Genomic DNA, 14,999 nt, shown 5'->3' on the forward strand with positions numbered 1-14,999 from the left:
CCTTAGAAAATCTAATTGTTATGGGTAATTACCCTAAGTTTTTCTGTGTATTAGAATTATTAGTATGTAAAAAGAGGCAAAAAGCTATAATACAGGCCTTCGAGAGACGCGCTGAATATACGAGGGTAGTGCGTATCAGCGGCGTTACGTGGATTGTTGATGTTCAGCGTAAAGCAAGATTTTCAAATTGAAAATGAGCCCCGCGGTATCAAGGCTTATGAAGGATTCAGGTTAACTTAATGATTAGTAAAGAAATCATACTTTTTTACTAGTTGATACTTATTGACCAACTACATTTTTGTGCCTATACCTTAATGGACACAAGGCGAATGGAGGTGCCTTCAACGCTATATTGACAAAGGCGGCATGAAAGAGAGTGCACGAATGAATTTAGATGAATTAGTTTCGAAAGCGGAAAACCTCTTTGTTTTACCTGATTCGGTAACTCGACTTAAAGCTTGTATGGATGATGAAGCTTCAAGCATTGACGACATCGGCGATATTATTGCTTTCGATCCGTCATTGGCAACGCAATTGCTAAGAGTAGCAAACTCAGCGCTCTATCGTTTTCCTAATAAAATAGACACCGTCACAAGAGCCATCCAGGTAGTGGGGACCCGCTCCACTTACGACTTGGCACTGGCTTATGGCGTAAGCCAAGCATTCAGTGATGTAGACGGTCAACGTATCGATCTCGACAAGTTTTGGGAGCAAAGTGTATCGTGCGGTCTCCTGGCAAAATACTTTGCCGATATGCGCAATATTCGTGAGCCTGAGCGACTCTTTGTTTCGGGGCTGCTTCACAACATAGGCGAGCTGGTAACCGTTTCGGTTTTGCCTGAGTCGGCAACCCGTTGTCAGGCATTCAACACCAGAGTAAGTCCTGCTGAACTTCAATTTGGAGTGCTAGGGTTCACGTATGCGGAATTATCGGCAAGATTAATTGAAAAGTGGGATATTCCAAGCTCTATTTATACGCCAATTGCCAGTATCCACAAAGAAGAGGAGGAGTCTGCTTCTACAGATGAGAAGATTCTACAACTCTCCTATGTGTTGGCACTCGATAACGTTAACCCTGAGATCTACCCGAGTTATCACAACTTAAAGCCAGAATTGCATGAGGCATTGTCGCTTAATCGCGAAGATTTAGAAGACGCGCTAGATATAACCAACCTGCAGTGTATTTCGGTAATTTCCCTGTTTAACCCTAACGCGTTTATGCTGTATTAACGTAACGTTTTTAACGTGCTTTTCGAAATGCCGTAGCGATCAGTCGAAAATCGCTACGGTTTGCCTACTGATGGCAATCACTTCATTATCCTTATCCCAAATCGTCGCTTCAGTATGGCCATAACCATCTGCAGCTTGTCTTGTGTGAGCTTTATAAGCAAACCAGTCTGTCGGGCTTACCGGCTTGTGAGGATGGATAAATTCCAAGTTCCAACTTACTGTACTGGCTGGTGCCGGAAGCTTCATCATTTGTAAAAGTGTAGGTGGCCATGCGTCGATCATAGTAATGATATGTGCATCAGTGATGGCTTCGGGGGGCTGCTTGAAGCGCATAAAGCCGTGATAATGGCTGGTTTTTCTGCGCGTAAATGGAATGCCGCCATCTTCAATTGCCAAATCAAAATAGCGTAAGAATTTAGGCGTAACTTTAGGTATTTGCGGGATGAACTTTGCTTTATTCGGCTGAGGCATGTCGTGTGTATCTGTATTCTCAACTTGAATACCTGACTGACGCGCAACACCAAAACAGGCTTGCGAAAAAACACAGCTTTTGCCGTCTTGAATAGCATGAGCGGTGAACTGAGAGACATTTTTCCCTGTTCTAAGTAGCGTTACTTCGATAGAAAAAGGCGCTTCAAGAGATAGGGGACCGACAAAGTTGGTGGTAAAAGAGCGCAGCACACGGTTATCAGTGACTTGCTGCTTTACTGCGGTGTAAAGCATACCGGCAGAAATTCCTCCAAACGCAGTTCGTCCCTGTCCCCACGTCTTAGGGATAACTAGTCCATCAACTTTCCATGTGTTTTCCGAAGTTTGAGATAATTGAGGAATATTGAGCAATTCATCTACTGTCATATTTGCTTGTCTGGTCTGATGAGTTAAGTGTTTGTCATCGTACCTTAAGCGCTATAGAACGAAAAGCCTCAGTTAGAAATTTTCGTTATGTTAACAAATAAGTAACAATTAGTTGTTTATTTTTTTGCCTAATGCATAGACTGGGCTATTGTCACTCAAAAGGACTGTTATGGCCCATACTCACGTTGAAGGTATTCCCGCTGCAGAAGCAGGAGCATCTAGAAGTTACCGGAATTACGTTCTATTCATATTAACCTTGGTGTATGCCTTTAACTTTATAGACAGGCAAATCATTGGGATTCTATCTCCTTTTATCAAAGCCGATTTGGGGTTAGATGATGCCCAACTTGGGTGGCTTAAAGGCATCTACTTTGCGCTACTTTATACCGTGATGGGGATCCCAATTGCATGGCTTGCCGACAGGTACAGCCGCGTTAATATCATTGCGATCTCTCTAACGCTTTGGAGTGGATTTACCGCTGCATCTGGGTTAGCTGCCAATTACATGCAGCTTGCCATAGCACGTATTGGTGTCGGCATTGGTGAAGCGGGTGGTAGTCCACCGTCCCACAGTATTATTTCTGACTTATTCCCTAAAGAAAAACGCGCGGGCGCGCTCGCAATATACTCTTTAGGTATTCCTTTTGGCGTCATGCTTGCGTTTTTTGCATCAGCGTTCTTTTTACAGGGCGGCTCTGCCGACTGGCGAACGGTAATGTACAGCGTAGGTATTCCAGGGGTGTTACTGGCTATTTTGCTTAAGCTCACGATCAAGGAACCTGCCAGAACGGTCTCTTTACCAAGCGCAGATGATGCGAATAAGCCGAGTGTAAAGTCGTCGCTCAAGATGTTACTGAAAATTCCGACGTGGTGGGGAATGGCACTGGGTATTTCCTTTGGATCATTCGGTAACTATGCCATATCGACATGGGTAATTGATTACTACGTTCGCGCCTTTGCGGGTTTAGATATTACACAGTTGCTAATCGTTTTTGGCATTATCAATGGCACCGCCTATGCGCTCGGTGTATGGCTAGGAGGCTACATTGCTGATAGATGGGGTAAGCACAATAAAAAAGCTTATGCGTTATTGCCCGCTATCGCACTTATTATTGGTGTGCCGGCATTTTATGCATCGTTACAAGTGCAAGATTTGTGGCTATCAGTAGGGCTCATGGCGCTGTTGTTATTCACCAGTGGTTCATACCTAGGGCCAAGTTTTGCGATGGCACAGACACTAGCTCCAATAAACGTAAGAGCCATGTCGACAGCGTTGTTCTTCTTCGTATTGAACATCATTGCGCTGGGCGGTGGCCCAACGCTGACGGGTATTATTAGCCAAGCATTGGTGCCATCTTTAGGCGAGACGGAGGCATTGAGACAGGCACTCATCTACCTGGTAGTTCCTTACGCGCTTTCTATTGCCGTGTTCTTATGGACGAGCACGAAGATTGTAAAAGATTGGGAAATGGCAGAAGCCAGAGGCTTATAGTATTATCGAACTTTCATGCTAAGGGGCTGATTTAAAGCCCCTTTGTTGTTTGAGTATAAAGGAGTGTTTTGGTGACGTCGTCAGAGTTGAGTTTTCATTTTGCCCATGCAAATGGATTTCCCGCAGGTAGTTATAGTGCGATGTTTTCAGCGTTACCTGATCACTTTCATCGTCTTCATGTTGAGCGCTTTGGACACGATCCTCAGCTTCCAGTGAATGGTAACTGGCGCAATCAAGTTCAAGAACTCATCAAGCATATAAAAAAAGAGAACAAGGATCCGCGAGGCGTGTATGGTATTGGGCATTCATTTGGTGCTGTAATTACCTACATGGCGGCATGCGAGGCGCCAGAGCTGTTCAGAGGCATTATTTTATTCGATCCGCCACTTGTTGTTGGCCCGTTAAGTTACTTTTTTAAATTCGCGAAACACACGCCGTTAATTAACAAGCTAACGCCAGCGAAACTCGCGCAAACACGCAAGACCAGCTGGCCAAGCAATACTGATATGGTGGCGTACTTTCACAGCAAAGCATTGTTTAGGGATATGGATAAACGATGCGTGCGCGATTATGTAAAATCTGTAACCGCCTTGAAGGGGGACAATATTTCACTCACATTTCGTGCAGAAGTAGAAGCAGATTTGTTTCGCAATGTTCCGCACAATTTGGGTAAATATAAAGGAAAGCTTAAGTGTCCGGCCGTATTGGCGACTGGAAGCAAAAGTAACGTGTGTAAGCCAGAAATGTACTCGCGGCTTCTGACGCATAATGCTATTGAGCATAGCGTGCTCGATGGTGGGCATATGTTTCCACTAGAACACCCTGAGCAGGTAGCGAGCTTTATTGAGCGTACATTAACGCAGTGGAGTAATGAGGCGAATTAAATATTACGGAGATTGATTTAAGCGTTTTAACGCCAAAATCAATCTCGCCATAACATTAGGATAAATGAGTTAGTCATGCTTTCTAGGCTTGCTTAGTCCACCTACGGGCTGACCTAACATTTCTCGCGTCACCAGTACCACGCCTTTTTCAGATACGCGGAATCCACGTGCCTTGTCTTGCTCGTGATCGTAACCAATTGTAGTGCCTTCAGGAATGACACAACCTCGATCAATAATCACCTTTTTCAGCTTGCAATGGCGTTTAATTTCCACATCAGGAAGAATTACGGCGTCTTCAATAAGGCCATAGGAATGTACGCGTACGTTGGAAAAGCAAATAGATGAACGAAGTGTAGAGCCTGAAATTATACAGCCCCCAGAAACTACGGAGTTAATCGCTTCACCACGTCTGTCGTGGTCTTCCCAAACAAACTTTGCTGGTGGCAGTTGCTCTTGGTATGTCCATATAGGCCATTTTCTATCGTAGAGGTTCAATTGAGGTACAGGAGCAACCATTTCCATATTGGCTTCCCAAAATGAGTCGATAGTACCTACATCGCGCCAATAGGCGTTGTCTCCGCCACTTTTCTCAAAAGGATAGGCGTATACTGGGTGGTCGGCGATGATTGATGGAATGATGTCTTTACCAAAGTCTCGCTGAGAGCCCATATTTTCAGCATCAACACGTAATTGCTCGAATAAAAACTCTGTATCAAACACGTAATTGCCCATAGATGCTAAGCAGCGCGTTGGGTCATTAGGAAGTGGAGTCGGGTTAGCTGGCTTCTCTTCAAATCCGTTAATACGATAGTTTTCATCAACCGACATAACGCCAAACGCACCTGCAGCTTCTTCCAAGGGCACCGACATACATGAAACCGTCATTTTGGCACCAGACTCTTTGTGCTTGGCCAACATATCACCGTAGTCCATGCGGTAGATGTGGTCGCCTGAAAGGATCATGACATATTTTGGAAGCTCATCACGAATGATATCTATGTTTTGGAAGACCGCGTCTGCGGTTCCTTCATACCAACTGTCGGAGAAACGTTGAGAAGCGGGTAGGATTTCTACAGATTCGCCAAGTTCTTTTTTGAAATGACCCCAACCGCGAACCAAGTGACGAATAAGAGAATGCGACTTGTATTGGGTAACCACGCCTATTCGACGGATACCTGAATTAACACAATTTGATAGCGGGAAATCGATAATTCTAAATTTACCGCCGAAATAAAGTGCCGGTTTGGCTCGCCAATTAGTGAGCTCGTGTAGTCTAGAACCTTTACCACCCGCGAGGATGAGCGCATATGTATCGCGGGTAAGGTTACTGATGTAACGAGAACTTTGATCTGCCATTTCCTATAAACTCCTGTAATAAAGCGACAACTGTGTATCGATAGAAATATAAAAAGAAAACGAAGTGTTGCGATTGACTGCGCTATGCATGATAGGCCTGATTGAACAGGCTTTCTTGATAACCTAAATCCATATTACACAAGATAATTTAGAATGACAGCGCGATTTTCATGCTTTGTGATGAAATGGTAAAAGTTTTTAAAAAATTGTAGGTTGGGGGGCTCTCGCCCTTACAGAGACACCCATCCTAATTCCCTTAATCTCATCCAATGGCATTCAACCGTTGCTCTTACAAAGACACCCACCCCTATCTCTTATTCTTAAACTGGAATAGGCTTCTTGAATTAAAATTTTAGCATGACACCCATCGCTACTATGAGTTGGTTACTTAGTAAATTTGACGATAAAAAAGTTAGCGAGACACACAACTCAATTTCATCATGCGCATCCAGAAAAGCCCTCGATCAAAGCAAGTCACTGTGTAGACACCCATTTTTAAACTGTAGAAAGTTAGTCTACACTTTGCTCGATAAACGAAGTGGTTACTTCATGCATCATAAGGTTTTATTGCCGAGTGTCCTTTCTCGGTAACGCGAAAGAGAAGGCTCATAATAGTTATTTTGAGTATAAATTTGCTTTCAACTGCGTTAAACATGACGGAATGGGTGTCTATCTAACAGTAAAATGAGCAAGAAAGATCTTTAAGTGACAAATGTTAATTAAATGTTATATTTGAAGGGTCAATTCTTTTATGGAGTCTCAGATGGGAGCGTTAAAAAAACTCTTAATGGTCGTAGGTGTTGTTATCGTATTATTTGTCGCAACAAGCTTTTTTATTCCTAAAGATTACAGCGTTGAAAGAACAATTAATATTGATGCTCAGCCATCAGAAATATATCCCTATGTCGTTGATTTGAAAGAGTGGAAGAAATGGGGCGTATGGTTCAAGCGTGATCCTGATATGAAACTTGATTATTCAGGGCCTGATAGAGCTATTGGGATGCGTTCCGAGTGGTTAAGTGAAACCGAGGGAAATGGAGAAATGGAGATTACGCAACTAGAGCATAACAGACGTGTGATGTACCGATTATATTTTCCCGATTTTGACATGGGTTCATCGGGCGTCGTAGAAATTGAGCCCACAGAAAATGGTTCTCTTGTAACCTGGAGAGATGAAGGCTCGGTAGATAATAACCCAATAAACAAATATTTTGCTTTGATGATGGACAGCATGATTGGTCCTGATTTCGAAATGGGTCTAGAAAATCTCAAAATACTCGCCGAAAACGCTGGGTAGGGCATACAACTTTCTGATCTGACTGAATAAGTGCACCGTATATGTTCAATCGAATTGCGGTGCATGCTTACCTTCCATGAAACAAAAAAAATTACTTATTACAGGCCTTTCGCTTAATAAACTAGCCGACCTACTGATCTCTGCTAAAACAACCTTGACCGCACTTCTTATTAGCATCGGCGCACCAGTTTGGATGATAGGCTGGCTGGTTCCAATTAGAGAGTCGGGCGCGCTTCTGCCTCAAGTACTTATTAGCATTTATCTTCGAAAACATACTCAGCGGCACTTGGTTTGGCGTGTCGGTATGCTCACACAAACGCTTTCAGTTTTCTGTATGCTGATCGCGGCCATTTTATTTTCAGGGGGCTTGGCGGGTACCTTGATACTTATTTCCCTTGTCTTCTTGAGCCTGGGTCGCTCTGCCTGTTCTCTTACCGTGAAAGATATGGAGGCTGACGTAGCTAAGAAAGGAGAGCGGGGTAACCTAATCGGAATTGCATCTACCGTTTCAGGCATGGTCACCCTTGTTATCGCTATACCTTTGACAATTTACGACGGCTCTCTTTCTTCGAACGTGCTGCTGATAGTCTTGTGCGGGAGTCTTTTATCATTTGTTTTGACCCTTATATGTGTATGGCCTGTTAAAACGACGGTAGATGTGGGTGATAAAGAGGAGAAAGCGTTTAGTATTGACTTCGACGCCACGGTTTACAAATTCATTTTGGTAAGAGGGCTTTTCGTTCACTCAGCCTTGGTTGCGCCTTATTTTATGATAGAAAAAAATGGAGATGTAAAAGAGCTGCTTCCTATTTATATAGGAGCCGAAGCAATTGCTGCTCTTTTATCATCAATAATTTGGGGAAAGATTGCAGACAAAAGCGCAAAGTTAACACTCCAAATTTCAGGGGTACTCGCAATAATTTCATGCATTGGTTTGCTTACATTGCAAACGACGACGATTGTAACCTCTGCACTGTTGTTTTTCTTGTTATCGGTATCCCATGCTGGCGTAAGAACCGGACGGAAAACATATAGTTTAGATGTTAAAGAAGGCCATGAAAGAACAGAGCTGGTTGGCTTCTCAAACACGGCTATAGGTATGATTTTATTAGCATTCGGTGCACTTTACGCTGCATTAACCCCTGTTTTAACCTTTTCAGTGGTTTATATTATGGCTGGTATGCTGTTACTGGCAATTATCATTACTGTTATCTTACCTGACGAGAAGTAGAATGGTTTAGTCAAAGCATATCGCTGCCGAAGATATTTTGGCCATTCGTTTTCTTTTAGTATTTGCTTGGAACTTCCGCATAGATGAACCGTCTCCTGCCGCGACTGAAAACACGTTTTCGAAATCACTGATAATGTGATGCCAATGATGTTGGCATACACCAAGAGGTTTTACATGTTGAATGGGTCTCGTTTGAGCGGCTATCGAATCGGTGTTGCGCAACAGTTGGATTGACTGGTTAAGAAGATCGCAATAGTCATTCAATGTGAAATCTAAGCCGCGAGTGTTTCTACATCGTTGGTGGCTCTTTAATGGCATTAACCCTTTTATTGTCTTGTTTTGTGAAATACTCGTGTTCAATCTTTTATTAATGCTTGTGTGATATGAGTCTTGTAAGCCCGTTGCGACCTTTGCGCGTATAGGGTTTAAGTCAACATATGCCATACATGACAGTAGGGCTTTTTCTGTTAGCAATGCTTGTGAACGGAAGCGACCTTCCCAAAATCTGCCAGTACAATCGTCCTCTTCGTTTGCTTTTCTCGCAATATACTCGTTTAAATTTCTCATAAACCAGCTTATGTCGTAGAGCCTTTTTCTATACACATCAGCAGTACTTTTAACTGTCTCACACTCACTTTCGCTCAAGATCTCGCCCTTCATAAACTTTTGAGTAAGTACGGTTCCTTTGTGCATTTTATGCCATTGATGTAACACAGTTTGTAATGACCATGAGAGCGCTGCCTCTTTATTCACGCATAAAACGATATGGACATGGTTACTCATAACAGCGTAAGCACAAATATCTATCGCGAATACCCGGCTCAAAAATAACAGCCGTTGTTCTACCCACGATTTTCGATGCTCGTAACTAACTCTATTGTTTCGGTCGTACCCGCAGAGGTAGCTACGGCGCACGCAGCGAGATATACAATGATAGTAGGGTGTATCTTTTAAACTAATGAGGGATTTTCTGCTTTGAGCCATGTTAGATAAATGCAAGGTAATTAGTCATTGTGTGACCTTAGCATTGTGAATATTCAGTTGTGACCTGACCGATGGACTTGTTTTGTTCTAGAAGAGACACCCAACGTAAGACTTTTCGCTGAAAAGTAATGAATATTTGAAGAGACATCCAATGCAAAGCTAACTTGCTGAGCGTGAAAGAATGTATTTATGAGTTTGTGCCGATAAACTTATAAAGACATCCATTACATAAACGGTGATTTTACGTGAAACTTCACAATTAGGGTGGGTGTCTTTCTTAGAGGGTAGAGGGGGCGCATTGCCGCATCCCCCCATCAGTTTTTTATTTTGCTAGAAGCGCATTAGCTGCTTTCGACACGGGAGAGCGGCCTAAAAGTTCTGAAATGTAAGAAGACGCTTTTAACAATTTCGTCATTTCTATACCTGTTGATATACCCATACCGTTCAACATATATAGGACGTCTTCCGTTGCAACATTTCCACTTGCTCCTTTGGCATACGGGCAGCCTCCAAGTCCTGCAACAGCTGAATCAATTGATGAGATGCCGTATCCAAGGGCAGTGTATAAATTCACTAGCGCTTGTCCATAAGTATCATGAAAATGGGCGGCAACTTTGCTGACATTAATCTCTTTCAATACTTCATCTAATAGTAGTCTTGTAGACATTGGTGTGCCTACGCCGATAGTATCGCCAAGGGATACTTCGTAACACCCCATGTCAATAAGTTCCTTACTCACCTGTGTAACGGCACTAGGTGAAATTTCACCTTCATAAGGACACCCCATTACACATGAAACGTAGCCCCTCACTTTGATTTTGCTTTCGCTTGCCAGGTCAAACACAGCCTCGAAACGCTTTAAGCTCTCGCTTATAGAGCAGTTAATGTTCTTTTGTGAAAAGGACTCAGAGGCAGCACCGAATACTGCAACCTCTTTCGCACCCGCTTCAATGGCTGTTTCCAAGCCCTTAAGGTTGGGTGTCAATGCAGAATAATGAATCTTGTCTTCGGGGCTAAGCGCCTTAAAAACCGCATCCGAGTTTGCCATTTGGGGCACCCATTTGGGTGATACAAAGCTTCCTGCTTCGATACGGTTAAGGCCAGTTTTAGAAAGAAGTTGAATAAGTTCAATCTTTTGTTCGGCGCTTAAGGCCTGCTTTTCATTCTGAAGGCCATCTCGAGGACCTACTTCAACAATACTCACTTCTTTAGGAAACATCACATCAAACCTCGGCAGCTTCTTTAGTGGAGAACGCCAACAGTGTTGCGCCACCGTCAACTAGTTCACCGGGATTGAAAAAGAACTCTTCCACTGCACCATCGTGCGGGGCAATGATGCTGTGCTCCATTTTCATCGCTTCCATAACTAGTATAGGCTCCCCTTTTTTGACCAACACACCCTTTTCGACCAAATGCGCCACTATGGTTCCGTTCATCGGGGCACTGAAATTAGCGTCGCCATTATCATCGTTATCATCACCAAGAGATGCTGAGATTAGGCTGAACTTAGCATGGGTGTCTTTGTTGAAGAGTGTAAACACGCCATCATTATCTGAATACGTAAATGTTGATTTGTACCCATTAATTGTTGCATGCAAAGCACTATCTACCAGCTTGCCTTTAACGTTATAGGAATTGTCTCCAACAGATAGCTCCCAAGCATCTTCAGTTCCGTGACGCTGGTGTTTGACCCCAACATGCACTTCTTCTTGGTTGCAAAGCAAGGTGAGAATTTCTGTATGATTTGCGTTAGCGCGCCACGCACCAACGGTTGACCAAACAGATGGGGTTTTATCGCTTCTAGAAACTTTTCTATTTAAAAGTGAAAGCAATGCCATCACAGGAATATTTACTTGGGTGTCATCGCTAGCTGCATCCTCACTTGTCGCGCTAAACAACGAATCATGGTGTTTCTCCACAAACGTAGTTGTAAGCTCAGCGGCAACGAACGCAGGGTGTGTTGCGACACGCTTTAAGAAGTCGATGTTTGTGCTTACACCGTCAATATAGTAGTCACCCAATGCACTAATTAAGCGTTTGAGCGCTATCTCACGGTTCTCTCCCCAAACCACAAGCTTGGCAATCATTGGGTCGTAAAAAACGCTTACCTCATCACCTTCAACGACACCTGTGTCAACGCGAACTACGTCATTTTCTTTTGGTGTGCGTAACAGGCGCAGCGTGCCGGTAGAAGGTAGAAACTCGTTGTTTGGATCTTCAGCATAAATGCGCGCTTCGAATGCGTGTCCTGTTAAGGTGAGTTCATTTTGTTGTTTAGGAAGGGGCTTTCCTTCGGCAATAGTTAATTGCCAGTGAACCAAATCCTCACGGGTGATCATTTCTGTCACAGGATGCTCTACTTGCAAGCGTGTATTCATTTCCATGAAGTAAAATGAATCGTCTTCATCAAGTAAAAACTCAACCGTTCCCGCACCTACGTAGTTAATGGCTTTCGCCGCGAGTATCGCCGCTTCACCCATTTTTTCTCTCACTGACTGAGACATATTGGGGGCAGGGGCTTCTTCAATAATCTTTTGGTGTCGGCGTTGAACCGAACAATCACGTTCAAAAAGGTATACGCCGTTACCATGGGTGTCACAGAAAACTTGAATTTCAACATGACGAGGGCGCGTCAGGTACTTTTCAACCAGCATATGGTCGTCACCAAAGCTCGCCATAGATTCACGTTTGGCTGCATTTAATGCTTGAGAAAACTCTTTTTCACTCCACACTTGGCGCATGCCCTTACCGCCACCGCCAGCAGCGGCTTTTAATAGAACTGGGTATCCCATTTCATCGGCAGCGCCTTTTAATACCGCTTCACTTTGATCGTCGCCGTGATAGCCTGGAACCAAAGGAACACCAGCTTTTTCCATAATGTGTTTGGCGGCAGACTTAGAACCCATCGCTTCAATTGCAGATGCTGGTGGGCCTACAAAGATAATATTGTTTTTGGCGCATAGATTCGCAAACTCAGCATTTTCTGAGAGAAAGCCGTAGCCTGGGTGGATAGCGTCTACACCAAGCTCCTTTGCTTTTTCAATGATCAACTCGCCTCGTAAATAACTTTTCTTCGACGGAGATGGCCCTAGATAAACAGCTTCATCAGCCATTTGTACATGAAGGGCATTTTTGTCGGCGTCAGAGTAAACGGCGACTGTCTTTATACCTTGAGCGTTGGCTGTCTTTATAACGCGGCAAGCAATTTCACCACGGTTTGCAATTAGTAATTTATTTATCATTCTTAACCTCCACCCATGAAGCACTGCGCTTTTCTAAAAAGGCTGACAGACCTTCTTGACCTTCTTCAGATGTCCTAACTTGTGCGATAAGTTTGCTCGTCTTTGTGAGAAGCGCATCGTTAATCTCTTGCGTAGACACCCATTGCACTAAGTCTTTTGCTTTCGCCACTGCTTGGGGGCCGTTTTTCAGTATGTTTGATAAAATATTGTCGATAGTGCTATCGAGTTCGTCTTCTGTTACTGATTCGCTCAAAAGTCCGAGTCGTCTTGCTCTGCGCGCAGAAAATACTTCAGCGGTCTGGAAGTAGCGTCGGCATACTCGTGCGCCCATAGCTTCAACCACGTAAGGGCTGATGGTTGCTGGAATAAGGCCAATTTTAACTTCACTTAAGCAAAATTTACTGAGCTTGCTTCCAATAGCAATATCGCAACATGCAATTAAACCAACAGCACCGCCAAAAGCTGCACCTTGTACTCTTGCTATCGTGGGCTTCGGCATTTTATAAAGCGTCTGCAGCATGGTTGCTAATGCAAGTGCATCACTTTCATTTTGCGCTTCGGTATAACTGGCCATTTTTTTCATCCAGTTAAGATCGGCTCCTGCACTGAAACTTTTGCCTTCAGCTCTCAGGATTAGTGCCCTAACGCTTTTATCTTCCCCCGCTTTTTTAAAAACGCGAGTAAGCTCGTTTATCATTTCGTCGTCAAAGGCATTATGTTTTTCAGCTCTGTTTAAAGTAACAGTGGCAATGTTTCTTTCATCTACGCTGTAAATAACTGATTGTTCCATTACCTGCACTCCTACATTCTAAATATGCCAAATTGGGTGTCTTCGATAGGCTTGTTAAGTGCCGCTGAAAGCGATAGGCCAAGCACTAATCGAGTATCCGCTGGGTCAATAACGCCATCATCCCAAAGCCTTGCAGACGCATAGTATGGATGTCCTTGTTTTTCGTACGTATCGATAACAGGTTGTTTAAATGCCTTTTCTTCTTCTTGCGACCATGACTCGCCTGAGCGCTCTTTTTGGTCGCGCTTAACTTGAGCGAGAACGCCAGCAGCTTGTTCACCACCCATTACAGAAATTCGAGCGTTTGGCCACATGAAAAGGAAGCGTGGGTCATAGGCTCTGCCGCACATGCCGTAGTTACCTGCACCAAAACTGCCGCCGATGAGGACTGTGAGTTTTGGTACATTCGCACATGCTACAGCGGTTACCATTTTTGCACCGTGTTTTGCGATACCGCCGTGCTCGTATTGCTTACCGACCATAAAGCCTGTGATGTTTTGCAAAAATACGAGAGGGATTTTTCGCATGGCGCATAGTTCGACAAAATGAGCACCTTTAAGCGCGCTTTCACCGAAAAGTATGCCGTTGTTAGCCACAATGCCTACAGGGAAACCGAAAATGCGTGCAAAACCACAAACTAAGGTTGTGCCGTAAAGCGGTTTGAATTCATCAAAGTCTGAGTCATCCACAACACGCGCAATGATTTCTCTTACATCGTATGTCTGACGACTATCAGCAGGCACAATGCCGTATATTTCTTTGGTGTCGTAGCGTGGAGGTTTTACCTCGGCCACGTCCAGGCATTCTGGCTTCTTTCTGTTTAGTCTAGAGACAGCATTACGCGCTAATGAAAGTGCGTGGTGGTCGTTGTTAGCGAGATGGTCGGCAACACCCGAAATTCGAGTATGAACGTCACCACCGCCAAGCTCTTCTGCGGTAACTACTTCACCTGTTGCAGCTTTAACAAGCGGTGGGCCGCCTAGAAAAATAGTCGCTTGTTCTTTAACGATAATGCTTTCATCAGCCATGGCGGGAACATAAGCACCACCGGCTGTACAGGAACCCATTACTACCGCAATTTGAGGAATATTCTTAGCAGACATATTCGCTTGATTAAAAAAGATGCGTCCAAAGTGCTCTCTGTCTGGGAATACATCATCTTGACGGGGCAAGTTAGCGCCACCTGAATCTACTAAGTAAATACAAGGTAGGTTATTTTGCTCTGCGATAGTCTGAGCGCGAAGGTGCTTTTTCACGGTAAGGGGGTAGTACGTCCCGCCTTTTACAGTGGCATCGTTAGCTACAATCATACACTCGATACCTGCAACAATACCGATACCGGCAACGACTCCGGCACAAGGTACATAGTCTTCGTAGACTTCCCATGCTGCCAGTTGGCCTATTTCCAGAAAGGGCGTGTCTGGGTCAATCAGTGCGTTGATTCGGTCGCGAGGTAGAAGTTTCCCTCGAGACACGTGGCGCTCCGCCGCTTTTTCACCGCCACCTTGGCAAATTTGTTCGATTTTTTCGAGGAGATCATTTACCTGAGCCTGCATGTGTTCAGCATTTGCGATAAATGTTTCAGATTTCGTATTTATACTTGAGCGAAGAACGGGCATAACCCCTCCTTGTGTTGGG

At 44.1% G+C, this 14,999-nt stretch carries 12 protein-coding genes; 5 read left to right on the plus strand and 7 right to left on the minus strand.

Translation table 11 applies throughout. The annotated features are described in order from the left end of the window. Positions 1–384 precede the first annotated feature (384 nt). Entirely contained in the window at positions 385–1,230 is an 846-nt protein-coding gene (locus tag BIZ39_RS04330) for an HDOD domain-containing protein (RefSeq protein WP_014976262.1), read from the plus strand. Positions 1,231–1,269: 39 nt separating this feature from the next. On the opposite strand, the gene BIZ39_RS04335 is transcribed toward BIZ39_RS04330, so the two are convergent. After that, positions 1,270–2,085 carry an acyl-CoA thioesterase gene (locus tag BIZ39_RS04335; protein WP_039229981.1) on the minus strand — a complete coding sequence of 272 codons (816 nt, stop codon included), beginning with the start codon at positions 2,083–2,085 and terminating at the stop codon, positions 1,270–1,272. 169 nt (positions 2,086–2,254) lie between these two features. Here BIZ39_RS04335 and BIZ39_RS04340 point away from each other — a divergent pair, with 169 nt between their 5' ends. Beyond that, positions 2,255–3,577, plus strand: coding sequence for a spinster family MFS transporter (locus BIZ39_RS04340; RefSeq protein WP_049586506.1), 1,323 nt, complete (start codon positions 2,255–2,257; stop codon positions 3,575–3,577). A gap of 71 nt (positions 3,578–3,648) precedes the next feature. After that, on the plus strand, positions 3,649–4,461 hold the full coding sequence (locus BIZ39_RS04345; protein WP_049586509.1) for an alpha/beta fold hydrolase: 813 nt from the start codon (positions 3,649–3,651) through the stop codon (positions 4,459–4,461). Between the two features lie 69 nt (positions 4,462–4,530). Here BIZ39_RS04345 and glgC read toward each other — a convergent pair whose 3' ends face one another. Beyond that, positions 4,531–5,817, minus strand: a complete 1,287-nt coding sequence (gene glgC / locus BIZ39_RS04350; protein WP_014976266.1) for a glucose-1-phosphate adenylyltransferase — start codon at positions 5,815–5,817, stop codon at positions 4,531–4,533. Positions 5,818–6,580: 763 nt separating this feature from the next. On the opposite strand from glgC, the gene BIZ39_RS04355 reads away from it, so the two are divergent. Both BIZ39_RS04355 and BIZ39_RS04360 read left to right on the plus strand, forming a co-directional pair. Next, positions 6,581–7,114, plus strand: a complete 534-nt coding sequence (locus BIZ39_RS04355) for an SRPBCC family protein (RefSeq protein WP_014976267.1) — start codon at positions 6,581–6,583, stop codon at positions 7,112–7,114. Positions 7,115–7,190: 76 nt separating this feature from the next. Beyond that, positions 7,191–8,345, plus strand: coding sequence for an MFS transporter (locus tag BIZ39_RS04360; RefSeq protein ID WP_187446442.1), 1,155 nt, complete (start codon positions 7,191–7,193; stop codon positions 8,343–8,345). Positions 8,346–8,351: 6 nt separating this feature from the next. On the opposite strand, the gene BIZ39_RS04365 is transcribed toward BIZ39_RS04360, so the two are convergent. The 5 genes from BIZ39_RS04365 to BIZ39_RS04385 form a co-directional block, all read right to left on the minus strand. After that, positions 8,352–9,329, minus strand: coding sequence for a transposase (locus BIZ39_RS04365; RefSeq protein ID WP_316248222.1), 978 nt, complete (start codon positions 9,327–9,329; stop codon positions 8,352–8,354). 322 nt (positions 9,330–9,651) lie between these two features. Continuing rightward, positions 9,652–10,548 carry a hydroxymethylglutaryl-CoA lyase gene (locus BIZ39_RS04370; RefSeq protein WP_080986391.1) on the minus strand — a complete coding sequence of 299 codons (897 nt, stop codon included), beginning with the start codon at positions 10,546–10,548 and terminating at the stop codon, positions 9,652–9,654. A gap of 4 nt (positions 10,549–10,552) precedes the next feature. Then, positions 10,553–12,571 (minus strand): acetyl/propionyl/methylcrotonyl-CoA carboxylase subunit alpha, encoded by a 2,019-nt coding sequence (locus BIZ39_RS04375; protein ID WP_049586517.1) that lies wholly within the window; start codon positions 12,569–12,571, stop codon positions 10,553–10,555. Further along, positions 12,561–13,361, minus strand: a complete 801-nt coding sequence (locus BIZ39_RS04380; RefSeq protein WP_014949158.1) for an enoyl-CoA hydratase/isomerase family protein — start codon at positions 13,359–13,361, stop codon at positions 12,561–12,563. The genes BIZ39_RS04375 and BIZ39_RS04380 overlap by 11 nt, the downstream gene beginning before the upstream one ends. 11 nt (positions 13,362–13,372) lie before the next feature. Beyond that, positions 13,373–14,980 carry a carboxyl transferase domain-containing protein gene (locus BIZ39_RS04385; RefSeq protein WP_039229963.1) on the minus strand — a complete coding sequence of 536 codons (1,608 nt, stop codon included), beginning with the start codon at positions 14,978–14,980 and terminating at the stop codon, positions 13,373–13,375. Positions 14,981–14,999 lie beyond the last annotated feature (19 nt).

Origin of the sequence: Alteromonas sp. BZK5, assembly GCF_014349115.1 — a bacterium.
Lineage (GTDB): Bacteria > Pseudomonadota > Gammaproteobacteria > Enterobacterales > Alteromonadaceae > Alteromonas > Alteromonas macleodii.